This is a genomic window from Streptomyces sp. HSW2009, from assembly GCF_040240285.1.
Classification (GTDB): domain Bacteria; phylum Actinomycetota; class Actinomycetes; order Streptomycetales; family Streptomycetaceae; genus Streptomyces.
In genome coordinates, this window is record NZ_JBEHZD010000054.1 from 1 (window position 1) to 24,264 (window position 24,264).

A 24,264-nucleotide genomic window follows, 5' to 3' on the forward strand; every position below is an offset into this window, starting at 1 on the left:
GGGGGGCGGGGCCGCGCCGCCCCCCCCCCCCCCCCCGCGGCCGGCCGCCCCCCCCCCCCCCCCCCCCCCCCCCCCCCCCCACCAGCGGCCCGGCCGGCACCCGGCACACACGGCAGGACCGGCCGCACCGCACCCGCCCATACATAAACTGCACACCGTACGAACACCGCACATCGGGCGGTGCCCAGGGTTGGACCACGACCCCGGGCACCGCCCTCGTGCGTGGGGCGGCGGGTGTGCCGGCCGGGCAACGGGTGTGCCGGCCGGTCACCGGGGCCCGGGCTCCCGCGCCCCGGCGGACCGTGGGCCGGCGCCGGTCACCGCAGGTCGCCCTGGAGCACCTTGTCGACGCTGGGCTGGCCGGCCCCGAAGACGTTGCTGGTGGTCAGCCACAGCGAGTTGGTGCCCGGCACCTTCTCGACGGTGCGCAGCCGCCCGTACTCGCCCGCGTAGTACGACTCGGGGGTGCCGGTCCCGGTGCTGGTCAGCGGTACCCGGTAGAGCCGCTGGCCGCGCTGGGCGCCCAGGTAGACGGCGCCGTCCGCGTACGCGAGGCCGCTCGGTGACGCGTCGCTGGTCTTCCACTGCTGCTCCGGGTTGGTCATGCCCGGGGTGGTGCACGCGCCCTCGCACACCGGCCAGCCGTAGTTCTGGCCCGGCTTGATCAGGTTGAGCTCGTCGAAGGCGTTGTTGCCGAACTCCGCCTCCCAGAGCCGGCCCTTGTTGTCCCAGGTCAGACCCTGCGGGTTGCGGTGGCCGTAGGAGTAGACGAGGGTGCCGAACGGGTTGCCAGGGGCGGGCTTGCCGTCTCGGGTCAGCCGGAGGATCTTGCCGTTCAGCGACTCCTTGTTCTGGGCGTTCGCCGAGTCGAAGGCGTCACCCGTGGTCGCGTAGAGGAAGCCGTCCGGGCCGAACTGGAGCCGGCCACCGTTGTGGAAGCGGTGCTTCTTGATGCCGGACACCAACACCTTGTAGTCACTCAGTGTGGTGCCGTCGTACGTCATCCGCACGATGCGGTTCTCGTTCTCGGCCGAGTGCATCAGGAAGATGTGGTGGTCGCGCCGCCAGTTGGGGGAGACGGCCACGCCCATCAGGCCGCCCTCACCGTTGGTGGTCACCACGTTGGGGACCGTGCCGACCTCGGTGCGCTTGCCCGCCCTGGTCAACTGGAAGACCTTGAACGACTCGCGCTCGGTGATCAGCGCGGAGCCGTTCGGCAGCCAACTCAGCCCCCAGGGGAGGGCCCAGCCGTCGGAGACGCTGCGGACCGCTGAGGGGACGGAGTTGCCGTGGTGCCCGCCGGACAGCGCGGCGGCCGGCCCACTCTGGCCGGGAAGTTGGCCGGATGGTGCGGTGGCGCTGTGGCTCGTGGTGCTGCGGTGGGTGGCGCTCGCCGCGGTGCCGGTCGCCGCGGTGGCGGTGAGCAGACCCGCCGTCAGCGCGGTGGTGGCGGTCAGCGCGAGCATCGTGCGCCGGCGGGTCTGCCGGGAAGTGCGGGGGGCCCTGGCCATGGAACGTTCCTCCTAGGGGGTGGGAGTTCGTGCACGGTGGCGGGGGCGGTGCGCTGCGGTGACGCGGTGCGCGAAGGACGGGAGGCGACGCCTCGGCGGTGCGGGGGCCGTCCTACGACAGGACTGCGGTGGGGGGTGGGGGCTGCGGCGGGGCGGCTGCCGTGGGTGGCCGCCTGGCGCAGCGAAGGGCAGTACGGGGAAATGTAAGGAAGGCTTCCGGAGTCGTCAACAGCTCTTGACTGTCGTCACATGGATCGCGATTCTGCAACGGGAGCCCCAACGGTCATCCGTGGGAAGTCCGGGCTCTCCAGGCGTAGTTGAGCGCAAGCGTCACCAGGGTTACCGACCCGGTCGGCACCTCGCACCGGGCCGTGCGACACCGTACGAAGGCACCATCCGATTCCTTCACACGCTGCGGTCCTCCGGTCTGGTCCGGTCCCGTCCCGTCCCGGACGGGTGCGCGCGACCGGGGTGCGGGCCCGTGCGGCGGACGCGAAACCAGCAAGCAGCGAAGGCCGAGCAAGCCGAGCAAGCCAACAAGGCCACAGAAGGCTGAGAAGGGCAGGTATGGCTCATGTCTGAATCCGTACAGCAGGCGGTCGAGCAGCAGGTGCGGTCCGTGGACCCCGAGGTTTCGGCGGGCGAAGGGGCGACCGGCTGGCAGACGCCTGACTACACGGTCGTCGAGACCGGGCTCGAAGTCACCGCGTACTCGCTGAACAACCGTTAGTCGGCGCCGTGCTGCTGCGGGTACTGGGAACCGCGGCGGGCGGCGGCATACCACAGTGGAACTGCGCGTGCCCCAGTTGTACCGGGGCGCGCGCTCACCCTGTCCGGCGCCGCCGTCACGCCTCGCTGGCCGTACGGGCCGCGGAGGGCCGTTGGTACATCGTGAACGCGACACCCGACATCGGGGACCAGATCGAGGACTGTCCGCCGCTGCTGCCCGCGCCCGGCACCCGCCGCTCCCCGGTGGCCGGAATCGTGCTGACCGACGCCGAACTCGACCACACCCTGGGCATCGCCCGGCTGCGTGAGGCAGACGGCTTCGAGGTGCTGGCCACCGACGCCGTGCGCGGCGCCCTGGTGACCCGGCTCCGGCTCGATGCGGTCCTGGCGCCCTACACCGACCTGCGCTGGCGCGCCCTGGCCACGGAACAGGTGGCGCTCGCACCGGCTGCCGCACCGGCTGCCGCGCCGGCGGGCGGAGCGCCGGCGGACGGAGCGGCGACACCGGCCGCCGCCGGGGCCGTCGACGAGGGCTGCCCGATCGCGGTCAGCGCCATCCCCGTATCGGGTAAGCGCCCGCGCTACGCCGCCGTGGACGAGGAACCCGACCCGAACGCGGCCGGGCGGACCGGCCGGGCCGGCGACGACCACTGGTCCGTCGCACTGCGGATCACCGACCGGACCTCGGGCGGCACCCTGCTGTACGCGCCGGCGGTCGCCACCTGGTCGGCGGAGCTCGCGGACGCGGCGGCCGACGCCGACTGCGTGATCGTGGACGGCACGTTCTGGGACGACGAGGAGCCGCGCCGTACCGGGATCGGCCAGCGCACCGCCACCGGCATGGGCCACCTGCCCGTCGTCGGCCCCGGCGGCACCGCCGAACGGCTGGCCGCCCTGTCCGCCCGCTGTCTGTACACCCACCTCAACAACACCAACCCGCTCGTGGACCCGGCCGCGGCCGAACACCGCCGGCTGGCCGAGTGGGGCATCGAGGTAGCCGCCGACGGGATGGTGATCGAGCTGTGAGCAGCGCCGCGCCGCAGACCGGCCGGGGACCGCAAGCCGTCGACGGGCAGGAAAGGGGATCGGGAGTGAGTACGGAGACCGGCGCCGCGGACGCCCCGGCGGCGCGCCTGGACAAAGACCCGACCGCAGACATGGCCGCAGCCCTGAGCGGAGAGCTCGCCGGGCAGCCGGCCGGAAGCGGAGCGGCGGCCAGAGCCGCCTTCGAAGCACGGCTACGGGCCGTCGCCACGGGCCGCTACCACGACCGGCACCCCTTCAACCTGCGCATGCACCAGGGCGAGCTCACCCCCGACGAGCTGCGCACCTGGGTCCTCAACCGCTTCCACTACCAGCGCCACATCCCGATCAAGGACGCCCTGGTGCTGTCCAAGCTGCCCACCCGCGAGCAGCGCCGCACCTGGCTGCGCCGTATCCAGGACCACGACGGCCGGGCCGAGAACGAGGGCGGCATCGAGAACTGGCTGCGGCTCGGCGAGGCCGTGGGGCTCGACCGCGCGTTGCTGCTCTCGGGCGAGGGCGTGTTGCCTGGCGTCCGGCTCGCGGTGGAGGGTTACGTCAACTTCTGCCGGCTCGGCTCGCCGCTGGAGGCGGTCGCCGCCTCGCTGACCGAGCTGTCGGCCCCGGACATCATGGTCACCCGCATCGACGCCTTCGAACGCCACTACCGGTGGATCGACCCGGCCGGGCTCACCTACTTCCGCCGCCGGGAGCAGGAGGGGCGGCGGGACGGCGGGGAGGCGCTGGCCCTCGTCCTGGACTGGGCCGATGACCGCAAGGAGCAGGACCGGGCGGTGGCCGCGCTCGCCTTCAAGTGCGACGTGCTGTGGTCACTGCTGGACGCGGTGGCGCACGCCGCCTCGGCCGACCCCGCCGCGGGCGACGACCTGGCGGGGCGGTGACCGTGGGCGCGCCCCGGCAGGCCACGACTGCTTCCGTGCAGCCGGCGACGGCCGGACCGGTCCACCCGACCGCGGCCGGCCCCGCACAACGGGCGACGGCCGGCCCTACGCACCCGGTGACGGCCACTCCCGTGCAGCCGACGACGGCCGAGCAGCCGGGCCCCGGCGGGGAGGGCGCCGCGCCGGCCACGCGCGCCGCCGGGCCGGTGATCGACACAGCCTGGCGACCCGCGCTCTCCGCTTCCGTCCTGCTGCGCCGCGACCGGGTGCGCCAGACGGACCTGTTGGTGCTGCCCGAGCGGGTGGTGGTGCGGGCGGGCAGCGCGGCCGAGGTACTGCGGCTGTGCGACGGGCGGCGCGATGTCGCCACGCTCGTTGCGGAGTTGGCGGGACGCCACCCCGGCGCGCCGGTCGCTGATGAGGTGCCGCGCTTCCTGACCCGGCTGCGGGACGCGGGGTGGCTACGGTGAGCGAGACGCCCGCGCGCCCCTGGGCGCTGCTCGCCGAACTCACCCATGGCTGCCCGCTGCACTGCCCTTACTGCTCCAACCCACTCGAACTCACCCGCAGGTCAAGAGAGTTGAGTACGGACGACTGGCGCAGGGTGATGCGGCAGGCCGGTGACTACGGAGTGGTGCACACCCATCTGTCCGGTGGGGAGCCGCTGCTGCGCAGCGATCTGGTGGAGATCGTCGCAGCCGCCGACGACGCCGGTGTCTACACCCAACTCGTGACCAGCGGGGTGGGGCTCACCGAGGCCCGGCTCGGCACCCTGGTGGACGCCGGGTTGCGCAGCGTGCAGCTCTCGGTCCAGCACGTCGACCCCGCGCGTTCGGACCTGATCGCCGGCTACCGCTCGTTCACGGCCAAGGAACGCGCGGCCGAGCTGGTGCGGAAGGCCGGGCTGCCGCTCGGGGTCAACGTGGTGCTGCACCGGGACAACCTGGATGCGGTGGAGGAGATCGTGGACCTCGCCGTGGACTGGGGCGCGGAGCGGATCGAACTGGCCAACACCCAGTTCTACGGGTGGGCCCTGCGCAACCGGGCGGCGCTGTTGCCCGGCCGGGAACAGGTGATGCGGGCCAGCGCCGCGATCGAGCGCCGCCGGGCCGAACTCGCCGGCACCATCGAGCTGGTGTGGGTGGTCCCGGACTACTTCGACGGCGTCGCCAAGCCCTGCATGGGCGGCTGGGGCGCGGTCTCGCTGACGGTCGCGCCGGACGGCACGGCACTGCCCTGCCCGGCGGCCTCCGTACTGCCCGGGCTCGACCCACCCAACGTCCGGGACCGGTCATTGGCCTGGATCTGGGAGTCGTCGCCGGCGTTCCGCAGGTACCGCGGCACGGAGTGGATGTCCGAACCCTGCCGGAGCTGCACGCACCGTGAAGCCGACTTCGGCGGCTGCCGCTGCCAGGCGTACGCGCTCACCGGCGACGCCGCACGGACGGACCCGGCCTGCGCGCTCTCGCCCGATCACGCCCTGGTGCGCGCGGCTGCCGACGCGGCGAGTGAACCCACCACGGCGAGCGAGCCCCTTACCGCGAGCGATCCCCTCGCGGCGGCCGGCCCGGCAGCCCGCCCGCTGCTCCCGCTGACCGTGTCCGCACCGACGCCCACCGGCTCCGCCCCGGCCGAGCGGGACCAGGCCCCGTACGTCTACCGCACCCCGGCCAGCACCGGTCGCGGGCGCCCGGCCGCGCTGGCCGACCCGCAAGGTCCGGCGACAGGTCCGGCGACCCCACACGGCCCGACCGCCCCACAAGGTGTGTCCACCCCACAGGACCCGGTCGCTCGCCACCCCACCCAACTCGGCACGCCTCACGAGCCGGCGGCCGGGCCACCCACCGCCGCGAACCCCTGACGGTCCCAGGGTGGGACCGGGTGGGCCCGGGCGGCGTCGCGCGGGCCGTCGCCCGGGCCCTCAGGCGGGCAGCGACGGGTCGACCACGAAGCTGATCTCGATGACCTGGCCGGGGAAGGTGAGCGCGGCGACGCCGACGACCGTACTGACCGGTCGGTGCGCACCGAAGTAGCCCCGGTTCCCGTCCGCCGTCGCCTGTGCGTGCCGGGGCAGGTCCACCACGTACAGCGTCTGCGAGACGATCTGGTTGCGGGTGACGCCGTAGTGGGCGAGGACCCGGTCGAAGTTGGCGTACGTCAGGCGCAGTTGGGCGGTGAAGTCGTCGGGGCTGCGGAACTCGCCCACCTCGTCCAGGGCGAGTTGCCCCGAGACGTGGATCAGCCCGCCGGACCTGATGGCCTGTGCGTAGCCGAAGTCGGCCTCGGCCGGTACCTGGTGCTGGAAGACGTCCGATGCGGACACGGTCATGTGGTGCTCCTTCGGTGACGATCTGCGGTGCGGTGCGGTGCGGTGCGGCGCTGCGGTACGGGCCCGGCCGAGGTGGCGGCCGGCCCGCGGGGGACCCGGCGGCGCCCGCAGGCACGATGGGCCAAGCCCCTGGTTCCGCCGTCGAGAGCGCGCCTCGTGCTCTCTTGCGGTTACTCAGGAACCGTAGGAGAGTCATCGCCGTACGGGAAGAACGCACTTATCGGTGACGGGGGAACCTCGTGGTGACCAAGGAGCTCAAGGGCCAGCCGGACAACGCTGACCTCAGGCGGGTGGACTCGATGGCGCGGGAGATCTTCTCGGACATCGCCAACAAGTGGGCGTTCCTGATCATCGAGGCGCTGGGCGATGACACCCGGCGCTTCAGCGAGTTGCGCAACGAGGTCGAGGGCATCAGCCACAAGATGCTCACCCAGAACCTGCGCATGCTGGAGCGCAACGGCCTCGCGACCCGCACCGTCCACCCCACCGTCCCGCCGCGCGTCGAGTACACCCTCACCGAACCCGGCCGGGCGCTGCGCGCCACGGTCGACGGCATCTGCGGCTGGACCCGCGAGTTCCTCGACCACATCGAAACCGCTCGGGAGCGTTTCGACGGGTGACCGCCGGGCGGCCCCCGCGGCCCGCCACGGAAACGGTCGCGGGCCACGGAAAACGGCTGTTGCCGACCGCACCCGCGACGTAATATCTGCTTCCGTAAGACGCCTATTACGGGTCGCGGTGGTGGCCCGTCACTCGGGAGGGTCGATGGTTGCCGACACCGTGCGTACGTGGGCGGAGGGCTGGGCCGTCTCGCGCCGGTGTCCGGCGCCGGTCGAGAAGCCCTGGGGGCTGTACATCGAGGTGGTCGGCAGCGCCCGGGAGGTGGGCCGGCATCTGCTGCCCGAGGTGGATGTGTCGCTGGTCCGCGCCGCGGCGCTGTCCGTGACCGAGCCGCGGACCTGGTTGAAGATGCCCGCCGAGCCCGAGCGCATCGAACCGTGGCTGCCGGCGGGTTGGGCGATGGTCTGGGAGAGCACCGGGCATCTGATGGTCACGGACCTGGCGCCCTCGGAGCAGCCGCCGCCCGCGGGATACACCGCCGAGGTGGAGACCCGCGGCGACGTCATCGTCATGCGGGCGCGGGACGCGGCGGGTGAGCGGGCCGCCCAGGGGCAGATCGCGCTGGTCGGGGAGGCCGCAATCGTCGACCAGGTCGTCACCGAAGAGGCCCATCGACGGCGCGGCCTCGGCCACTTCGTGATGCGCACGCTCGCGAACCAGGCCCTGGAGCGCGGCGCCCACCTCGGCGTCCTCGGCGCCACCGACGACGGGCGCGCGCTCTACGAGACGTTGGGCTGGAAGAAGCACGCCACGCTGGCGGAGTGCGCGTACCGCGCCCAGGGTTAACGCACGTACGGCACGCAGGGGCATCGGCGCGCGTCCGACGCCCGTGGTCGGCGTGTGTGCGGCATACAGGGTTGGCGCGCGTACGGCGTGCCGGGTTGGTGCACCCACCGGGTACGGGGGTGGGTGCACCCGTCGCGTACGGGGACGGGTGCGCGGGGGCACCGGCTGCCCCGCTGTTCGCCTGGCCGACCGTCTCGGCGGGCAGTGCTCGCGCCCGAGTCGGGGCCTTGGGTGCAGCCTTCGGCTGGGTGTGGCCGCCTTGGCGGCAGGTGGCCGGGCGCGCGTTCCTGGGAAGGTGTGCGCAGGTCGGGCGGTTCACCGCGAGTGGTGCGGGGGTCGGTGCGCCCTGAGGAGGGGGAGCCGGGTGGGATGGTCGGCGCCCCGCCGTCCGGTCGCCATCCGTGCAGGTCACCCGGTGGCCAACGGGCCATTGCCCAAACGGCGTTGGCTGTTGGCAGGCCATGGCTTGCACTGGTTCAACGTTAAACCAGACTGGTCCATGCTGGGTGATGAGCCGACGTGCCACCAGAAGTCGGCGTCACGCCCACTCCCACGCCAGGAGATGAACCAGCATGAGCCAGACCCTCCCGCTGCGCCTGCACCACCACGCGTGGATCACCGAGGACCAGGAAGCCAACCGCCGCTTCTACGAGGAGGTGATCGGCCTGCCGCTGGTCGCCACCTGGAGCGAGCGCGATGTGCTCTTCGGCGCCGAACGCTCGTACTGCCACACCTTCTACGGGCTCGCCGACGGCGGCGCGCTCGCCTTCTTCCAGTTCGCCGACCCCAAGGACACCGCGGAGTACAAGACCCAGATCAACTTCACCCCCTTCCGGCACATCGCCTTCAAGGTCGAGCAGGACGTGCAGGACGCCATCGGCAAGCGCATCTCCGGGGCCGGCATCGCGGAGCCCGAGACCTTCGTCATGGATCACGGCTACTGCGTCTCGCTGTACGTCACCGACCCCAACGGGCTGATGCTGGAGTTCGCCGTCGACCACGCCGACGCGGACGCCATCAACGCAGCGCGCCGCGAGACCGCTCACGCCGACCTCGCCCGCTGGCTCGGCGGTGACCACACGAGCAACAACGACTGGCGCTGACCCCACCCGGGCGCCCGCGGCAACGGTGCGAGGCCGGCCGTGGACCCACCCCCTGGGCCACGGCCGACCCGCTGCCTAACGGCCCAACATCGCGTCGCATGACGCGAGTTGACGTGCCGTCGGCCGGATCATCGTACTGCTGGTCCGGCTGTGGGCCGGGCCGTCGGTCAGCCGGCGAGGAAGGCGCGGACCCGCGCGTTGACCTCGTCGGGCCGCTCGATGAACGGGAAGTGGCCCGCTCCCTTGAGCATCAGCCCGTCCGAACCGGCCGGCAGCGCGGCGACGATCTCTGCCAGGGTCTCCTCGGTGACGCTGGGGTCCTCGGTGCCGTGCAGGTACAGCGTGGGCCTGGTGGGCAGTTCGGAGAGGAGCGCGCCGCCCTCCCAGCGGTCGGTGCCGAAGGTGTCCACCGGGAAGTTCTGCCGGTAGAGCTCAAGTGCCAGCCGCAGCCTGGCCGGTTCGCGCACGGTGTCCTTGCCCGCCTCGATGTCCGGGGTGAGGTCGACGCCTGGCACGTTGCCGCTCCAGTAGTCCCAGAGCCATTCCAGGTAGGCGAAGTCGTCCTGCGGCACGATCTGTTCGGCCACCGACATCTGGAAGAAGAAGAAATGGCCCAGCTTGTGGATCATCGCCGGGTCCAGCGGTCGGAGGAAGCGCAGCGGCGGAATGGTCGCCACCACCGCCTTCGACCAGCGCTCCGGTGCCTGGTTGAGGGCGCCCCAGGTGGCGTAGGCGCCCCAGTCGCTGCCGATGATCACCGCGTTCGCGTCGCCGCCGAGCGCCTCGTGCAGTGCATTGGCGTCGGCGGCGAGGTCGGCCACCTTCATGCTGCCGTCCGCGGGGAGCCCGGTGGGCGCGAAGGCGCGCAGCGACGGGGCCACGGCCCGGTATCCCGCCTCGGCGAGGACCGGTATCAGATGGCGGTACACGCGCGGCGTCTCGACCATGCCGTGTAACAGGAGTGCCAACGGGCCGTCGCCCTGCTCGACGTACGAGAAGTCGATCCCGTTGGCGGTGATGCGGTGGTGGCGCATGGCACCAGCCTTTCGTTGAAAAAGGAGTGGAACGAACGTTCCAGCGTGAGCATACACACTCTCTGGAATGAACGTTCCACCGATAGGCTGGGCGCATGGTTGCAACACTGGGCACACGGGCGCGCATCCTGGACGTGGCCTCGCGGCTGATGATGCGGCAGGGGTACGAGGGCACCGCGATCAAACAGATCGCCACCGAGGCGCAGGTCGCGCTCAGCTCCGTCTACCACTTCTTCCCCGGCGGCAAGCAGGGGCTGGCCACCGAGGCCGTGCGGCACGCGGACGAGCACTTCGCGCAGATGCTCCAGGACGCGCTGGCCAGCAAGGACGACCCGGCCGAAGCGGTGGTCGCGCTGGCCCGGGTGGTGGCCGAGTACCTGCGTGACTCCGACTGGCAGGACGGCTGCCCCATCACGGCCACCGCGCTGGAGACGGTGGGTCGGATTCCGGATATCCAGCAGGCCGTTGAGGTGGCGTTCGAACGGTGGCGCGGATTGGTCGCGGACAAGCTGCGCCGGTCCGGCTTCGCCGAGTCCGACGCCCAGGAGTTGGCGCACACGGTGATCAACACCCTGGAGGGCGCCGAACTCTCCGCCCAGGTCTCCCGTACGCCCGAGCCGATGGAGATCGCCGGCCGGCACCTGGCCCGATTGATCAACTCGTACCGCTAGCGGGGCGGGGCGGGCTGAGCCGGGTCGGGCTGGTTCGGGTGTCCGGCCGGAGTGGGTTGCCGTGGGGTGACGCGGGGTCGGCCTGAGCGGGCTGGCGCGGGCGGGCAGGGTTGGGCGGGCCGGTGTGGCTGGTGGCTGGTGTCCGGAAGTGGAGGCCGGCTGGTTGTCCCGACCTGACGGCCTCCTGCGACGCACCCCAACACGGCCGTGGTGGGCGCGAGTTGGGGTGCTGCCAGGTCGAGCGGTCCGTGGTCAGGGTGCGGCGGGGGTGCCCGTCAGTTGCTCGGGGGGACAGGGCGGCAGATCGGCCGCGTCCAGCAGGCTGTGGATGGAACCGAGCGTGGGTTGGGTCGCCGGGTCGAGTTCGTCGACCATGACGCTGCACCCCACCCAGGTGGCCCCGCACTCCTCGACGATGTCCTTGACCGTGACGGCCTGGCTGCCGGTCTCGATCCAGTCGTCGACCATCAGCACCCGGTCGGTCGGGCCGAGGGCGGAACGCTGGAGGTGCAGCCGGTGGCGGAGGTTGCGGTAGTCGGGCCCGGTCTCGCGGACGAGCTTCTCGCCGGGGAAGAGGCCGCCGTCCTTGCGGACGGGGACGAAGCCGACCCCGAGCGTTACGGCGACCGCGCCACCGAGCAGGAAGCCGCGGGACTCCACCCCACACACGGCCGTGACCTGCGCGTCCCGGAACGGTTCGGCGAGGCCGGCCACGATGCCGGCCAGTGCCTGCGCGTCCCGGAACACCCCCCAGACATCGACGTGCCCATCGATCCAACGAACGTACTCAAGGGTGAGATCACGCGCGGCGGTGGTCATACCGGGAGTGTTCTGTGGCCGCGGGCGCGGAGCAAGTCAATTTCCGTGAGTGTCCCGCCGTGCCTCCGCCATGTCCCCCGATACGCCCTGCCACGTCGCCGGCGTGTTCCCGACCGGCCCCCGACGGGCCGGAGCAAGGGTGCTGCGGGGGGGGGGGGGGGGGGGGGGGGGGGCCCCCCCCCGGCGGGGGGGCCCCGCCCCCCCCCCCCCCCCCCCCCCCCCCCCCCCGCGGCGCGGCGCTACGCCTCGCCGCCGCCGGATGCGCCCTCGCCGTCGCGCTCGTAGACGATGCGCCCGTCAAAGACGGTGAGGTCGATCGGCAGATCGGGGATGTCGTGCGGGTCGGCGGCGCGCAGATCGCCCCCGATGACGCACAGATCGGCGACCTTGCCCGGCTCGATGGTGCCCTTCCACTCCTCGGCGAAGTCCTGCCTGGCCGCGTTGACGGTGTACGCGCGCAGCGCGGTCTCCAGGGAAACGCGCTGGTCAGGGCCGCTGACGCGGCCGGTGGCCTTGGACTCGCGCAGCAGCATGGCGGCGATGCCCCGACGCCAGTTGGGCTGGGTGATCGGGGCGTCGGAGCCGACGCACACGGCGATGCCGGCCTCGGCGGCCGACCGCACCGGCCACTGGTAGTCCGACCTGGCGCTGCCCACGATGTCGTCCATCAGATCGGCGATGGTCCACTTGATGGCGGGGTTCATGTTGATGCCGTAGCCGTGCTCGGCCAGCTTCGCCAGGCTCTGCGGCGAGGCGAAGTCGCCGTGGATGACGTAGTGCCTGGCGTCCGGGCGCGGATGTGTCGCGGTCGCCGCAGCGAACGCCTCGACCACCGCGTCGATCGCCCGGTCACCGGTCACGTGCACGCCGAGTTGGTACCCGGCCGCGTGTGCGACCCGGATCATCTCGGCCAACTCGGCCTCCTTCAGCCCGGCGTCGGCGCCGTGCACACACAGCGCCCCGTGGCCGCCGCCGGTGTACGGCTCGTGCATCCACGCCGTCTCGTTCGGCGGCACGCCGTCCGCGAACACCTTGATCCCGATGATGGCCAGCCTCCGGGCGTCCACCTCATCGGGCACGGCGAGCCCGCGCAGCCCCGAGGTCACCTCGGCCGCCGAGCCGCCCATCGGGGCCGGCAGCAGCAACACCCGTACCCGCGCCTCCAGTTCACCCGCGGTCGCCAACTCCACGTAGGCGTGCAGGGTGCCGGTGTCCAGGCCGCCGCCGAGGATCTCCGCGCCGCCCGGGCCGAGCCCCGGCTCGGTGTAGCTGGTGATGCCCTCGGCGTGCAGCGCCGCCACCGCCGACCGGATCGCCGCCTTGCGTTCGGCGACCGTCGCCGGCGGCACCAGCCCCTGCACGAGCGCCTGGGCGGTCTCCTTGAGGATGCCGGTGGGCTCGCCCGCGGCGTCGGTCTCGATCACCCCGCCCGAGGGTGACTCGGTGCCGCGGGCGATCCCGGCCAGCGCCAGGGCCTTGGAATTGACCCAGACCATGTGGCCGGAGAAGTCGGTCAGGCAGACCGGGTGGTCGGGCGCCGCGGCGTCCAGGTCGGCGCGGCGCGGCCGGCGCTCCGGGTCGGCCAGGCACTCCGCCAGATAGCCGTTGTCCCAGCCGAGGCCGGTGATCCAGGCCCCGGTGGGCGTCTCGGCCGCGGCCTTGCGCACCGCGTCGGCGATGTCGCTGATCGAGCGTACGGCCGGGTGGCTGATGTCCAGCGCGAACGGCGGGCTGGTGAGGGCCCAGGCCGCGGCGTGCAGGTGGGAGTCGTTGATCCCCGGCAGCACGGTCCGCCCGGCCAACTCGACCACCCGGGTCGTCGGCCCGGCGTACGCCGCGATCTCCGCGTCGCTCCCCACGGCGAGGATGCGGCGGTCGCGCACGGCGCCCGCCTGGGCGACGGTGAACGCGGCGTCGATCGTCAGCACGTCGCCGCCGGTCAGGATGAGGTCCGCTGTCTCCGGCATCGATGGCCCTTCTGGCTGTGAACGGTGGGGGAGTGGAGGCGCGCCCGACGGGAACGGGGCACGGGTGGCGGGTGGTTCGGCAGGTCGGCCGGGTCCGCGGGGTGGCCGAACGGCGCGGCGTACGGCAGGAGCGGCCTGCCGGCCGGGGCGCAGGTCAGCGAGGTGGCGTACGGGCGGCGGAGGCCGCGTAACAGTGGGGGTCGGGGTCGGCAGCCGCAGTGGATCACAGGTCGAGCACCCGGCGCAGCCAGGACAGTCGACTCGCCAGCGCGGCCCGGGTCACCTCGTGGTCCGGTGCGAAGACGTCGAAGCCGTGGAAGGCGCCCTGCCAGATGTGCAGTTCGGCCTGGCCGCCGGCGGCCCAGATGCGGGAGGCGTACGCCACGTCCTCGTCCCGGAACAGTTCGGCGCTGCCGGCCTCGATGAAGGCGGGTGGCAGGCCCGCGAGGTCGCGGGCGCGGGCGGGCGCCGCGTACGGCGAGAGTTCCGCATCCCGGTCGCCGGCCCGCTCGCCGAGCAGCGCCTGCCAGGCGACGACGTTGATCGCCCGCTGCCAGGTGCCGCTGCCGTCGAACTGGTGGCTGGAGACGGTGGTGTTGGTGTCGTCCAGCATCGGGCACAGCAGCAACTGGCCAGCCGGGAGCGGGCCGTTGCGGTCGCGGGCCAGCAGGGCGAGGCCGGCCGCCAGTCCGCCGCCGGCGCTGCCGCCCATGACGACGACGCGGCCCGGGTCCACGCCGAGTTCGGCGGCGTGCTCGGCGAACCAGCAGAGCCCCGCGTAACAGTCCTCGACCGGTGCCGGATCGGGGTGCTCGGGGGCGAGCCGGTACTCGACGCTGACCGCGACCACGCCGAGCGCTTCGACCAGGTCGGCCAGGCGCGGCAGGTCCTGGTGCCGGTTGCCGCTGATCATGCCGCCGCCGTGCATGTTGTACAGGCCGGGGACCGGGGCGCTCGCCCCGCGCGGGCGCAGCACGGTGAGGGCGATGTCGGGCGCGCCGGCCGGGCCGGGGACGGTGTGTTCGACGGCCTCGATGGCCCGCTCACCGATGACCTCGGCGGCCGACGGGGTGGGGAAGAACGCGGTGGCGGCGCGCATCGCCGGGATGCCCGCCAGCGAGGGGGCCGGGCCGTCGTCGCGCGGCAGGGCGTCCAGCACTGCGCGCAGGGCCGGGTCGAAGGGTACGGGGACGACGCGCATGGTTCTCCCTCGGAGGTGGGCGGGGCGGCGGACGGGCGGCCGGCGGTCACTGGGGCGTGGCGAAGGCGAGTGCGCGTGCGGGGTTGTCGACCATGATCGTGTGCAGCGCCTCCTCGCTCACCCCCAGGTGGCGCAGGGCGGGCAGGAAGTGCCGCGGTATGTAGTCGTAACCCTGGCCGCCGTACCGCTTGAGCTGGATCTTCTGGCAGACGTCGTGGCCGAGTACGAGGTGGTCGACGTAGCCGCGCTCGATCAGCTCGGCGATCCCACGGGCCACCTTGTGGTCGCTGGTGAGGACGAGGTGGCCCCAGGGGCTGCCGGGCGAGGCGAGGAAGTCGAGTTCCACGAAGACGCCGCGGGCCAGTAGACGGTCGCCGAGCGCGGGGTTCATGAGGACGTCCATGGCGTGGCCGAAGACGATGTTCTCCGGGGCCACCCCCTCGTCGGTGAGGACGTCGAGCACGGTGAACTTGTCCTCGCCGACCCCGCCGACGTGGAAGGTGATCGGCGCCCCGGTCACCCGGCTGGCCCGTCCGCTGGCCCGTACGCTCTTGAGCTCGTCGTCGGTCAACGGGGCGCTGTCCGCGCCGACTTCGCCGATGATGCCCGAGCGGACGCCGCTGTCGCCGACGCCGATGACGACGTCGCGCACGATGCCGTCGGCCAACTCGTCCACGGTCCGCTCGGCCATGTCGACGGGGTGGAAGGTCGGGGTGTACCAGCCGGCGCCCATGACGATGTGGAGCCCGCTGGCCCGGGCGAGCCGGCGCAGCGCCTCCGGGTTCCGGCCCAGGCCGTTCGGCGAGACCTCGACCATGGTGCCGCCGCCGGCCGCGCTGAAGGCCCGTACCTCCGTCAGCATCTCGTCGAAGTCGCCGAGCACGTCGTTGTCGGCGTTCGGGCGGCCGTGTCGGGTGCGGGCCAGGGTGGCGAGGGTGAGGGGTTCGGCGGCCTCGGGGGAGTCCTCGCCCGGGCGGTGGAAGCGCTCGGGCCGGCGCAGGTCCACGAAGATGTGCTCGTGCATGAGCGTGTGGCCGAGCGTGGCCGGGTCCACCGGCCCGTCGACGGTGAGGGCAAGTCCCGTCAGGTCCGGGATCTCGAAGGGGTAGCGGCTCATGCGTCGGCCCTCCGGTGCGCGATGGTGAGCAGGCGGGCGGGGTTGTGCACGGTGACCGTCTCGATGAGCGTCTCATCGGCGCCGACCATCCGCAGGTACGGCAGGAACTGCTGGAGCAGGAAGCCGTATCCGCCGCCGCCGTAGGCCAACAACTGGGCCTTGGTGTGGGTGCCGTGCGAGAGCAGGATGCGGTCCGCGGGGGGGGGGGGGGGGGCGGGGGGGCCCCCCCCGCCCGCCCCCACGTCCTGGTCGTCGCTCACACTGTGCACCGATGGCAACCTGCCGAGCCGGTCGAACTGGAGGAACACGCCGCGCGCAAGCAGCGGTTCGAGGTCGTCGGGGCGCGGGGCGAGCGCGTCACAGCCTCCGACGGCCACCCGTCGCAGGTCGGCGCCGGATGCGGCGAGCAGGTCGAGTACGCGGGTCTGGGTTGCGGCGTCCGCGGAGCGGGTGAGGGCGAGCGGGGCGCCGGTGGTGGCCGCCCCCCCGGCCGCGGCCACCAGCAGCGTGCGGGCGGCGGGCTGCTCCGGGTCGAGCGCGGCCAACTGGCCGATGAGACCGGCCCGTACCCCTGCCACACCTTCGGTGAGGTCCCGGACGAACTCCTCGGTCAGCTCGCCCACGCCGGGGCTGGCGGGGCTGGTAGGGCTGATGGGGCCAGTGGGTCGGCCGGGGTGGTGGCGGCCGGTGCCCATCACGAGGTGCACCCCACTCGCCTCGGCGATCCGGCGCAGCGCCGCCGGCTGTCGGCCAAGTCCCGCCGGGGTGGCGTCCACCAGGGTGCCGCCGCCGGCCGCCCGGAACGCGGTGGCCTCGCTGGCGGCCACCTGCTCGTCGTCGAGCAGCCAGTTGTCCCGGTTGACGGCGCCCAGGGTGAGGTCGCCGAGGAGATCCATCGTCAGGGGTGCGTGGTAGAGCCGGCACGGCGCGGCGGCTGCAGGGCGGGGGTGCCCCGCAGCCGCCCAGGACTCCGCGGTGTCGGCGGGCGGGGCGAAGTCGCTCAACAGGTGTTCATGGGGGAGGACCACGCCGAGCGCGTCCGGCGGGACCTCGCCGGTGACGGTGGTGACGCTCCCCCCGGACGACGGCCCGGGCCGCGGCGCACCGGCCGCACCGGCAGTCGAGTCGGTGGTGGACATGCGGCTCAATCTAACAGGTGAGATGCCACATCGTATACGATCGCGAACCCGAGAATGACGGGGACTTTCGCTGTCGCATCGCCTTGCCGCGCCGGACCACCCCCGCGTTGCCGCCCCACCCGGCGACCCGACGGACCCGGCGCGAGGCTCCGCCGGGCAGTGACCCCGCTGAGCAGTAACCCCACCGGCCGACCCACCCCACCGGACGGCAGTCCGCTACGGCACCGACTTGGCCTGTCGCAGCGCGTCCGCGGTGGCGATCTTGTGGGCGCAGGCGACCTGCTCGATCGCGCTGGCCTCGGCGCCGGTCTCGATCAGTTCGAGCAGTCGTTCGTGCTCGGCGACCGAGCGCCTGGCGCGTCCGGGCACGTAGCTGAAGGTCGAGCGGCGCATGTGGTCCAGGCGCGCCCACTCGGCCTCCAGGAGGGCGACCAGGTGGGCGTCCGGGCAGTGCTCGTACAGCGAGAAGTGGAACTCCCGGTTGAGGGCGGTGAAGGACGTGGGGTCGAAGTCTTCGAGCGCCTGGATCATCCGGGTGTTGACCGTGCGGGACCGCTCGATGTGCCGGCCCGTCATATGGGGCGCCGAGATCGCCGTCGCGTACCCCTCAAGGCGGGCCAGCACCTGGAGCGAGTGCTCCACCTGGGCGGCGTCGAAGACCGCGACCCGGGCGCCGATGTTGCGCACCACCTCCACCAGCCCGTCGGACTGGAGTCGGCGCAGGGCCTCGCGCAGCGGGATGGTGCTGACCCCGGTCTCCCGGGCGAGTTGGCTCAGGACCAGCCGGTAGCCGGGCCCGTAGGTCCCGTCCAGGATGCGCGAGCGCAGCAGGTCGTAGCTGAGCTCGGCCTTCGACCCCTTGGCGGGGGCCGCTGCCTTCCGCGTCTTCTCCGTCTTTTCCGTGGCACTCATCGGTGTTCCTCCACCCCGGGCCGGTGGGCCTTGCGGCGACCCCGGCGCTGACCTCGTGCGCTCACCCTGCGAGCACATCCAGGACTGTACGGCGGAACGCGTCCTGCGCGAGAACCTCGTGGTGGGCGCCGGGGACCCGGGTCAGCTCCGCGCCCGCCACCAGGGCGACCACCCGCTCTATGCCGTGCGTCATCATGTCGTCCTCGCCGACGACGAAGGCCGGCGGCGCCTGGCCGTCCCAGACCTGCGGTACGAACGGCGTGCTGCGCAGCCCCTCCACGCACAGCGCGAGGCCGGCCGCCCGGGGCCCGTGCGCGCGCACCATTCCGGCGATCATGCCGGTGAACGGGTCGGCGGGCTCGGTGCCTTCGGTAACCGCGCGGTGCAGCGCCGCGACGTCCACCGCCTCGAAGGGCTCGGCGGGGCTGAGCCCACCGAGCAGCGCCCGGCGCACCCGGCCGGGCGCAGCCGCCGGCACGTCCCAGCCGAGCCGCGCGCCCAGCGAGTACCCGACCAGGTCGAACGTGTCGATGCCCGCCTCGTCCAGCACCGCGACCAGATCGCTGACCAGGGCCGGCGCGGTGACCTCGGCGGCCGTCGCCGGGGCCGGGCTCTCGCCGTGGCCGCGCAGGTCGGGGACGAGCACCGTCCGGCCGGCCGCGGTCAGCGCCCGGACGATGCCGGTCTCCACCCAGTCCCGGTTCCCGTCGGAACCGAAGCCGTGCACCAGCAGGACGGGCGGCGCGCCCGCGGCCTGGTCGGGAGTGAACGCATGGACGGTCAGACCAGTTCGACTCTGCATGGGTCGCACATCCTCACCTTGAGTTCCCGGGCGTCCGCGGACCCTTTGAGGCCGCCGCCCGCTGTCGCGAAGCCGGTCGGGGCTTCATCTTCCCCGACTGGATGTGCATGATATCGTATACGATTACTGGACCGCCGGCGTTGTCCGGCCCGGTATTCCAGGAAGGCCGTCGCCGTCCGCGCACGGAACCTCGCCACGCCGGCGCGGTCAGGCCCCGTCCCTCCTCGACAAGCGCCTGACGCCGCCCACGCCCAGGAGAACTCCCATGCCGCATCCGCTGGGAACCCAGCCGTCGAAGATCATCGCCGTCCACCTCAACTACCCCTGCCGGGCCAAGGAACGTGGCCGCATCCCCAAGCAGCCGTCCTACTTCCTCAAGCCGCCCTCCTCGCTGGCCGGCACCGGCGACGCCCTGGTGCGCCCCGCCGACTGCGAACTGATGTCCTTCGAGGGCGAGATCGCCCTGGTCATCGGCCGCCGTGCGCACCGGGTCAGCCCCGAACAGGGTTGGAGCCACGTCGCCTGGGTGACGGCGGCCAACGACGCCGGCGCGTACGACCTGCGCTACGCCGACCGCGGCTCCAACCTGCGGTCCAAGGGGGCCGACGGGTTCACCCCGATCGGGCCCCGGCTGCTGCCGGCCGCCGACCTCGACCCGGCCGCGCTGCGCCTGCGCACCTGGGTGGGCGGCGAACTGGTCCAGGACGCCGACACCGCCGGCCTGCTCTTCCCGTTCGGCGACCTCATCGCCGACCTGTCGCGCCTGGTCACCCTGGAGCCCGGTGACATCATCCTGACCGGCACGCCCGCCGGCGCATCCGTCACCTCGCCGGGCGACACCGTCGAGGTCGAGGTCAGCACCCTGGACGGGCGGACCAGCAGCGGCCGGCTGAGCAACCCGGTGGTCGAGTCCGACCACCCGCTGGAGACCTGGGGCGCCATGCCGCGGGTGGACGCCGCACTGCGCGCCGACGCCTGGGGCCCGGCCCACCCGCAGCAGCCCACCCTGGCCCCCGAGATAGCCGACGCGCTGCGCGGCCTGGCCACCGCCACCCTCAGCTCCCAGTTGCGCAAGCGCGGCTTCCAGCACATGACCATCGACGGGGTGCGGCCCACCGACCCCGGCGCCAAGCTCGTCGGCACCGCACACACCCTGCGCTACCTGCCGCTGCGCGAGGACCTGTTCGCCCGGTACGGCAACGGCATGAACGCCCAGAAGCGCGCCGTCGAAGAGCTGCGCCCGGGCCAGGTGCTGGTGATGGACGCCCGCCGCGACCCGACCTCAGGCACCATCGGCGACATCCTGGCGCTGCGCGCACAGCGCCGCGGCGCGGCCGGCATCGTCACCGACGGCGGCCTGCGGGACAGCGCCGCGGTGGCCGACCTGAACCTGCCGACGTACTACGCGGCTGAACACCCCGCCGTCCTCGGCCGCCGCCACGTCCCCTGGGACACCGGGGTGCCGATCGCCTGCGGCGGGGCGCTCGTCCAACCCGGCGACATCCTCGTCGGCGACGCCGACGGCGTCGTCATCGTCCCGCCGGACCAGGCCGAACAGCTCATCGCCGACAGCACCGAACAGGAACTCCAGGAGCGGTTCATCGCCGAACAGGTGTCGGCCGGCGAACCCATCGAGGGCCTGTACCCGCTCGGCCCCACCTGGAAGACGGCCTACGAACAGTGGCGCACCACCCGGTCCTGACGGTGCCCCCGCGCACCACCTGAACCCGTCTGCGTACGGGGGCCGAGCCCAACCCAACCCGTACGAGGTTCCCCACCCACCCTCGTACGAGGTTCCCGTCCCACCCTGCGCACGGGACTCCCACCCGCGTACGGGGTCCCGGCCCCACCCACCCCGACTTCACCCGCCCGCGCACGCGGTCCGCCCCCGCCCACACACCCGGGCGTGACCCCGTCCGCACCCCATCACCCACGGAGCAACCCATGAAGTTCCGCAGCGACCCCGCCACCATCCGCGGGTCCATCGCCCCCGTCGTCACCCCCTTCGCCGCGGACGGCGCGGTCGACCACGACAGCCTGCGCGGCCTGATCCGCTGGCAGCTCGAATCCGGCTCGCACGGCATCTCGCTGGGTGGCTCGACCGGTGAGCCCTCCGCGCAGACCGTCGCCGAGCGCATCGCGGCGATGCGCACCGCGGCCGACGAGATCGGCGACCGGGTGCCGTTCCTGCCCGGCACCGGCTCGCACAAGCTGGACGAGACGCTGGAGATCACCGCAGCCGCCCAGGAGCTGGGCGCCGACGCCGCCCTGGTCATCACCCCGTACTACGCGCGCCCCACCCAGGAAGCGCTCTACCAGTGGTACGCCACGGTCGCCCGCGAGTTCCCCGACCTGCCGCTGGTCGCCTACAACGTGCCCTCGCGCACCGCCGTGGACATCGCGCCGCAGACGGTGCAGCGGCTGTTCACCGACTTCGACAACTTCGTCGGCGTCAAGGAGACCACCAAGGACTTCGAGCACTTCTCCCGCGTCCTGCACGCCTGCGGCCGGGACCTGCTGGTCTGGTCCGGGATCGAGCTGCTGTGCCTGCCGCTGCTGGCGCTCGGCGGCGCCGGCTTCGTCTCCGCGGTGGCCAACCTGGCGCCGACCGCCGTGGCCCGGATGTACGAACTGTGGGAGGCGGGCGACTTCGAGGCCGCCCGCGACCTGCACTACCGGCTGCACCCGCTGGTCGACCTGCTGTTCGTGGAGACCAACCCGGCGCCCGCCAAGTGGGTCCTTGAGCAGCAGGGCCGGATCACCTCCGGGCACGTGCGCCCGCCGCTGACCGGGCCCACCGACGAGGGCCTGACCCGCATCCGCGCCCTGCTCGCCGAGGGCGGCGACCTCACCCAGCAGATCTGACCCGTAGATCTGTCCCAGCAGCTCCGACTCCTCCGACACGGGAAGAGACACACCATGTCCACGCACCGAACCCCGGGTCGCCCCGCCGACCTGCCCGAGCAGATCCGCCACTGGATCGGCGGCGAACTCCTCGACAGCGCCGACGGCCGCACCTTCCCCGTCAGCGACCCCGTCTCCAACGCCCCCTACGCCACCGCGGCGGCCGGCAACACCGACGACGTGGACCGTGCCGTCACCGCCGCCGCCGCGGCCTTCCCCGCCTGGTCCAAGCTGGGCAACCGGGAGCGCGCCCGCACCCTGAACCGGATCGCCGACGCGGTGGAGGCCCGCGAAGAGCGGTTGGCCGCCTTCGAGACCTTCGACTCCGGGCTGCCCATCACCCAGGCCCGCGGCCAGGCCAGGCGGGCGGCCGAGAACTTCCGCTACTTCGCCGACGTGATCGTCGCCCTCGGCGAAGAGGCGTTCCGGGTCGGAGACCAGCAGATCAACTACGTGGTCCGCAGTCCCATCGGCGTCGCCGGCCTGATCACACCCTGGAACACGCCGTTCATGCTGGAGAGCTGGAAGCTGGCCCCGGCGCTGGCCGCCGGCTGCACCCTGGTGCTCAAGCCCGCCGAGTGGACGCCGCTGTCGGCCAGCCTGTGGCCGGAGATCCTGGACGAGGCCGGCGTGCCGTCCGGGGTGGTCAACATCGTGCACGGCATCGGCGAGGAGGCGGGCCAGGCCCTGGTCGACCACCCGAAGGTGCCGCTGCTCTCCTTCACCGGCTCCACCGACACCGGCCGGCACATCGTCCGCAGCTCGGCCACCCACCTGAAGACCACGTCGATGGAGCTGGGCGGCAAGTCCCCGGTCGTGCTCTTCGCCGACGCCGCCCTGGACACCGCGCTCGACTCGGTCGTCTTCGGGGTCTTCTCGCTCAACGGCGAACGCTGCACGGCAGGCTCCCGGGTGCTGGTGGAGCGCTCGATCTACGAGGAGTTCACCCGCCGCCTGGCCGAGCGCGCCGAGCGGGTCAAGGTCGGCCTGCCGTCCGACCCGGCCACCGAAGTGGGCGCCCTGGTGCACACCGAGCACTACGAGCGGGTCCTCGGCTACGTCGAGATCGGCAAGCAGGAGGCCAAGCTGGTGGCCGGCGGCAGCCGCCCCGACCACCTGCCCGAGGGCAACTACCTCCAGCCCACCGTCTTCGCCGACGTCGCCCGGGACGCCCGCATCTTCCAGGAGGAGATCTTCGGCCCGGTCGTCGCCGTCGCCCCCTTCGACGACGAGTCCGAGGCCATCGAACTGGCCAACGCCACCGAGTACGGGCTCGCCGCCTACGTATGGACCTCCGACCTCCAGCGCGGCCACCGGGTGGCGCACGCCGTCGAGTCCGGCATGGTGTGGATCAACTCCCACAACGTCCGTGACCTGCGCACTCCCTTCGGCGGGGTGAAGTCTTCGGGCCTGGGCCGGGAGGGCGGTGCGCATAGTATCGACTTCTACACCGAGTCGAAGATCGTCCACGTCATGCTCGGCCAGCCCCACACCCCCCGCTTCGGCGCGTGACCGCCAAGGAGCCGCAACCATGACCACCCCTCCTGACGTCGTCCGCTCCGCCTACGCCCAGCTCGTCGTCACCGACCTGGCGAAGGCCCGCTGGTTCTGGGCCGACATGCTGGGCTTCCACATCCAGTACGAGGACCAGACGCAGCTCTGCCTGCGGGGGACCGACGAGCTCACCCACCACTCGCTGGTGCTGCGCAAGGGTGAGACCGCCGCGCTCGACCACATCTCCTACCGGGTCCGCACCAGCGAGGACGTGGACCGGGCCGAGGAGTACTTCCGGGCCCTCGGCCGGCCCGTGCGCCGCGTCCCCAAGGGGGCCGGCACACCCGGCGTCGGCGACGCCGTCCGCGTCATCGACCCGCTCGGCTTCCCGGTGGAGTTCTTCCACGACATCGAGCGCGCCGAGCGCCACATCCAGCGCTACGACCTGCGCCGCGGCGCCGAGATAGCCCGCCTGGACCACTTCAACATCTGCACCCCCGACATCCCCGCCGCCTACGCCCACTACCAGGCGCTCGGCTTCGGCTGCTCGGAGACGATCGAGGGTGACGAGCACGAGCTGTACGCGGCGTGGATGTACCGCAAGCAGACCGTCCACGACGTCGCCTTCACCGGCGGCGCCGGCCCGCGCCTGCACCACGTGGGGGTGGCCACCCACGAGTCGCACCAGGTGCTCCGCACCGCCGACCTCTTCGGCTCGCTGCGCAAGGAACACCACATCGAGCGCGGCCCCGGCCGGCACGGCGTCTCCAACGCCTTCTACCTCTACCTGCGCGACCCCGACGGGCACCGGGTGGAGATCTACACCTCCGACTACTACACCGGCGACCCCGACCACGAGACGTACCGGTGGAACGTGCACGACGACCGCCGCCGCGACTTCTGGGGCAACGCGGTGATCGAGTCCTGGTACAAGGAGGCGTCCCCGGTGCTCGACCTGGCGGGCAACCCGCTGCCGGTCACCGAATCGGTTCTGGACGAGTCCGCGGTGCAGGTCGGCGCCGACGGCCTCGGCATCGTCGAGCCGGGCAAGCAGCCGGCGACCGAGGAGGGCTGAGCGGCCCCGCAGCACCACGACGCCGGCCGGGGGGGGGGGGGGGCGCGGCCCCCCCGCGGGGGGGGGGGGCCCCGGGGGCGGGGGGGGGGGGGGGAAACCCCCCCCCGGGGGGGGGGGGGAACCTC

The 24,264-nt window shown here is 72.8% G+C and carries 22 protein-coding genes and 1 pseudogene; 13 read left to right on the forward strand and 10 right to left on the reverse strand.

Features of this window, described 5'->3' with window-relative positions:
- Positions 1-317: 317 nt before the first annotated feature.
- Positions 318-1,511 (reverse strand): PQQ-dependent sugar dehydrogenase, encoded by a 1,194-nt coding sequence (locus AAHZ94_RS06985; RefSeq protein ID WP_349991422.1) that lies wholly within the window; start codon positions 1,509-1,511, stop codon positions 318-320.
- Between the two features lie 574 nt (positions 1,512-2,085).
- Between AAHZ94_RS06985 and pqqA the strand changes: the two genes are divergently transcribed.
- The 5 genes and pseudogenes from pqqA to pqqE all read left to right on the forward strand — a co-directional run.
- Entirely contained in the window at positions 2,086-2,241 is a 156-nt protein-coding gene (pqqA, locus tag AAHZ94_RS06990) for a pyrroloquinoline quinone precursor peptide PqqA (RefSeq protein ID WP_349991423.1), read from the forward strand.
- Between the two features lie 8 nt (positions 2,242-2,249).
- A complete protein-coding gene (pqqB, locus tag AAHZ94_RS06995) occupies positions 2,250-3,266 on the forward strand; it encodes a pyrroloquinoline quinone biosynthesis protein PqqB (protein WP_349991424.1) in 1,017 nt (338 codons plus the stop codon).
- A 131-nt stretch (positions 3,267-3,397) separates the two neighbouring features.
- Complete coding sequence (gene pqqC / locus AAHZ94_RS07000; RefSeq protein WP_502964596.1) at positions 3,398-4,165, forward strand: pyrroloquinoline-quinone synthase PqqC; 768 nt, start codon at positions 3,398-3,400, stop codon at positions 4,163-4,165.
- A gap of 116 nt (positions 4,166-4,281) precedes the next feature.
- Positions 4,282-4,635 carry a pyrroloquinoline quinone biosynthesis peptide chaperone PqqD gene (pqqD, locus tag AAHZ94_RS07005; RefSeq protein ID WP_349991426.1) on the forward strand — a complete coding sequence of 118 codons (354 nt, stop codon included), beginning with the start codon at positions 4,282-4,284 and terminating at the stop codon, positions 4,633-4,635.
- Positions 4,623-5,693: pseudogene (pqqE, locus tag AAHZ94_RS07010) on the forward strand (pyrroloquinoline quinone biosynthesis protein PqqE); the annotation flags it as partial. The gene pqqD and the pseudogene pqqE, both read left to right, overlap by 13 nt.
- A 393-nt stretch (positions 5,694-6,086) precedes the next feature.
- Here the strand turns inward: pqqE and AAHZ94_RS07015 are convergent.
- On the reverse strand, positions 6,087-6,488 hold the full coding sequence (locus AAHZ94_RS07015) for a RidA family protein (protein ID WP_349991446.1): 402 nt from the start codon (positions 6,486-6,488) through the stop codon (positions 6,087-6,089).
- A 245-nt stretch (positions 6,489-6,733) separates the two neighbouring features.
- On the opposite strand from AAHZ94_RS07015, the gene AAHZ94_RS07020 reads away from it, so the two are divergent.
- The 3 genes from AAHZ94_RS07020 (at position 6,734) to AAHZ94_RS07030 (ending at position 9,004) form a co-directional block, all read left to right on the forward strand.
- Positions 6,734-7,114 carry a winged helix-turn-helix transcriptional regulator gene (locus tag AAHZ94_RS07020; RefSeq protein ID WP_349991427.1) on the forward strand — a complete coding sequence of 127 codons (381 nt, stop codon included), beginning with the start codon at positions 6,734-6,736 and terminating at the stop codon, positions 7,112-7,114.
- A 145-nt stretch (positions 7,115-7,259) separates the two neighbouring features.
- Complete coding sequence (locus tag AAHZ94_RS07025; protein WP_349991428.1) at positions 7,260-7,901, forward strand: GNAT family N-acetyltransferase; 642 nt, start codon at positions 7,260-7,262, stop codon at positions 7,899-7,901.
- Between the two features lie 572 nt (positions 7,902-8,473).
- Positions 8,474-9,004 carry a VOC family protein gene (locus AAHZ94_RS07030; protein WP_349991429.1) on the forward strand — a complete coding sequence of 177 codons (531 nt, stop codon included), beginning with the start codon at positions 8,474-8,476 and terminating at the stop codon, positions 9,002-9,004.
- Positions 9,005-9,171: 167 nt separating this feature from the next.
- Here AAHZ94_RS07030 and AAHZ94_RS07035 read toward each other — a convergent pair whose 3' ends face one another.
- Complete coding sequence (locus tag AAHZ94_RS07035) at positions 9,172-10,038, reverse strand: alpha/beta fold hydrolase (protein WP_349991430.1); 867 nt, start codon at positions 10,036-10,038, stop codon at positions 9,172-9,174.
- Between the two features lie 95 nt (positions 10,039-10,133).
- Between AAHZ94_RS07035 and AAHZ94_RS07040 the strand changes: the two genes are divergently transcribed.
- On the forward strand, positions 10,134-10,709 hold the full coding sequence (locus tag AAHZ94_RS07040; protein WP_349991431.1) for a TetR/AcrR family transcriptional regulator: 576 nt from the start codon (positions 10,134-10,136) through the stop codon (positions 10,707-10,709).
- Between the two features lie 252 nt (positions 10,710-10,961).
- On the opposite strand, the gene AAHZ94_RS07045 is transcribed toward AAHZ94_RS07040, so the two are convergent.
- The 7 genes from AAHZ94_RS07045 to AAHZ94_RS07075 all read right to left on the reverse strand — a co-directional run bounded on the left by AAHZ94_RS07045 (position 10,962) and on the right by AAHZ94_RS07075 (position 18,666).
- Complete coding sequence (locus tag AAHZ94_RS07045; RefSeq protein ID WP_349991432.1) at positions 10,962-11,528, reverse strand: phosphoribosyltransferase family protein; 567 nt, start codon at positions 11,526-11,528, stop codon at positions 10,962-10,964.
- Between the two features lie 239 nt (positions 11,529-11,767).
- Positions 11,768-13,495 (reverse strand): amidohydrolase, encoded by a 1,728-nt coding sequence (locus tag AAHZ94_RS07050; RefSeq protein WP_349991433.1) that lies wholly within the window; start codon positions 13,493-13,495, stop codon positions 11,768-11,770.
- 223 nt (positions 13,496-13,718) lie between these two features.
- Positions 13,719-14,696, reverse strand: coding sequence for an alpha/beta hydrolase (locus tag AAHZ94_RS07055; RefSeq protein ID WP_349991434.1), 978 nt, complete (start codon positions 14,694-14,696; stop codon positions 13,719-13,721).
- A 46-nt stretch (positions 14,697-14,742) separates the two neighbouring features.
- Complete coding sequence (locus AAHZ94_RS07060; RefSeq protein ID WP_349991435.1) at positions 14,743-15,813, reverse strand: phosphotriesterase family protein; 1,071 nt, start codon at positions 15,811-15,813, stop codon at positions 14,743-14,745.
- Positions 15,810-16,952 (reverse strand): phosphotriesterase family protein, encoded by a 1,143-nt coding sequence (locus tag AAHZ94_RS07065; RefSeq protein WP_349991436.1) that lies wholly within the window; start codon positions 16,950-16,952, stop codon positions 15,810-15,812. Before AAHZ94_RS07065 ends, AAHZ94_RS07060 begins: the two co-directional genes overlap by 4 nt.
- 216 nt (positions 16,953-17,168) lie before the next feature.
- Complete coding sequence (locus AAHZ94_RS07070) at positions 17,169-17,864, reverse strand: GntR family transcriptional regulator (protein WP_349991437.1); 696 nt, start codon at positions 17,862-17,864, stop codon at positions 17,169-17,171.
- Between the two features lie 61 nt (positions 17,865-17,925).
- The gene (locus tag AAHZ94_RS07075) at positions 17,926-18,666 is read right to left on the reverse strand and encodes an alpha/beta fold hydrolase (protein WP_349991438.1); all 741 of its coding nucleotides are present in this window, start codon (positions 18,664-18,666) and stop codon (positions 17,926-17,928) included.
- A 265-nt stretch (positions 18,667-18,931) separates the two neighbouring features.
- On the opposite strand from AAHZ94_RS07075, the gene AAHZ94_RS07080 reads away from it, so the two are divergent.
- From AAHZ94_RS07080 to hpaD, 4 genes are all read left to right on the forward strand, one after another.
- Entirely contained in the window at positions 18,932-20,368 is a 1,437-nt protein-coding gene (locus AAHZ94_RS07080; RefSeq protein ID WP_349991439.1) for a fumarylacetoacetate hydrolase family protein, read from the forward strand.
- Between the two features lie 242 nt (positions 20,369-20,610).
- Positions 20,611-21,531 (forward strand): 4-hydroxy-tetrahydrodipicolinate synthase, encoded by a 921-nt coding sequence (gene dapA / locus AAHZ94_RS07085; RefSeq protein ID WP_349991441.1) that lies wholly within the window; start codon positions 20,611-20,613, stop codon positions 21,529-21,531.
- A gap of 54 nt (positions 21,532-21,585) precedes the next feature.
- Positions 21,586-23,082 (forward strand): 5-carboxymethyl-2-hydroxymuconate semialdehyde dehydrogenase, encoded by a 1,497-nt coding sequence (gene hpaE / locus AAHZ94_RS07090; RefSeq protein WP_349991442.1) that lies wholly within the window; start codon positions 21,586-21,588, stop codon positions 23,080-23,082.
- 19 nt (positions 23,083-23,101) lie between these two features.
- Positions 23,102-24,139, forward strand: coding sequence for a 3,4-dihydroxyphenylacetate 2,3-dioxygenase (hpaD, locus tag AAHZ94_RS07095; protein WP_349991443.1), 1,038 nt, complete (start codon positions 23,102-23,104; stop codon positions 24,137-24,139).
- Positions 24,140-24,264 lie beyond the last annotated feature (125 nt).

Bases quoted from the DNA above. Each gene is read 5' to 3' on its own strand.
- AAHZ94_RS07035 (WP_349991430.1), bottom strand. From the start codon at position 10,038: ATGCGCCACCACCGCATCACCGCCAACGGGATCGACTTCTCGTACGTC.
- AAHZ94_RS07080 (WP_349991439.1), top strand. From the start codon at position 18,932: ATGCCGCATCCGCTGGGAACCCAGCCGTCGAAGATCATCGCCGTCCAC.
- hpaE (WP_349991442.1), top strand. From the start codon at position 21,586: ATGTCCACGCACCGAACCCCGGGTCGCCCCGCCGACCTGCCCGAGCAG.
- AAHZ94_RS07030 (WP_349991429.1), top strand. From the start codon at position 8,474: ATGAGCCAGACCCTCCCGCTGCGCCTGCACCACCACGCGTGGATCACC.
- AAHZ94_RS07075 (WP_349991438.1), bottom strand. From the start codon at position 18,666: ATGCAGAGTCGAACTGGTCTGACCGTCCATGCGTTCACTCCCGACCAG.
- AAHZ94_RS07040 (WP_349991431.1), top strand. From the start codon at position 10,134: ATGGTTGCAACACTGGGCACACGGGCGCGCATCCTGGACGTGGCCTCG.
- dapA (WP_349991441.1), top strand. From the start codon at position 20,611: ATGAAGTTCCGCAGCGACCCCGCCACCATCCGCGGGTCCATCGCCCCC.
- AAHZ94_RS07025 (WP_349991428.1), top strand. From the start codon at position 7,260: ATGGTTGCCGACACCGTGCGTACGTGGGCGGAGGGCTGGGCCGTCTCG.
- hpaD (WP_349991443.1), top strand. From the start codon at position 23,102: ATGACCACCCCTCCTGACGTCGTCCGCTCCGCCTACGCCCAGCTCGTC.
- AAHZ94_RS07060 (WP_349991435.1), bottom strand. From the start codon at position 15,813: ATGAGCCGCTACCCCTTCGAGATCCCGGACCTGACGGGACTTGCCCTC.
- AAHZ94_RS07050 (WP_349991433.1), bottom strand. From the start codon at position 13,495: ATGCCGGAGACAGCGGACCTCATCCTGACCGGCGGCGACGTGCTGACG.
- pqqA (WP_349991423.1), top strand. From the start codon at position 2,086: ATGTCTGAATCCGTACAGCAGGCGGTCGAGCAGCAGGTGCGGTCCGTG.
- AAHZ94_RS07055 (WP_349991434.1), bottom strand. From the start codon at position 14,696: ATGCGCGTCGTCCCCGTACCCTTCGACCCGGCCCTGCGCGCAGTGCTG.
- AAHZ94_RS07070 (WP_349991437.1), bottom strand. From the start codon at position 17,864: ATGAGTGCCACGGAAAAGACGGAGAAGACGCGGAAGGCAGCGGCCCCC.
- AAHZ94_RS07065 (WP_349991436.1), bottom strand. From the start codon at position 16,952: ATGTCCACCACCGACTCGACTGCCGGTGCGGCCGGTGCGCCGCGGCCC.
- AAHZ94_RS07045 (WP_349991432.1), bottom strand. From the start codon at position 11,528: ATGACCACCGCCGCGCGTGATCTCACCCTTGAGTACGTTCGTTGGATC.
- pqqC (WP_502964596.1), top strand. From the start codon at position 3,398: ATGGCCGCAGCCCTGAGCGGAGAGCTCGCCGGGCAGCCGGCCGGAAGC.
- AAHZ94_RS06985 (WP_349991422.1), bottom strand. From the start codon at position 1,511: ATGGCCAGGGCCCCCCGCACTTCCCGGCAGACCCGCCGGCGCACGATG.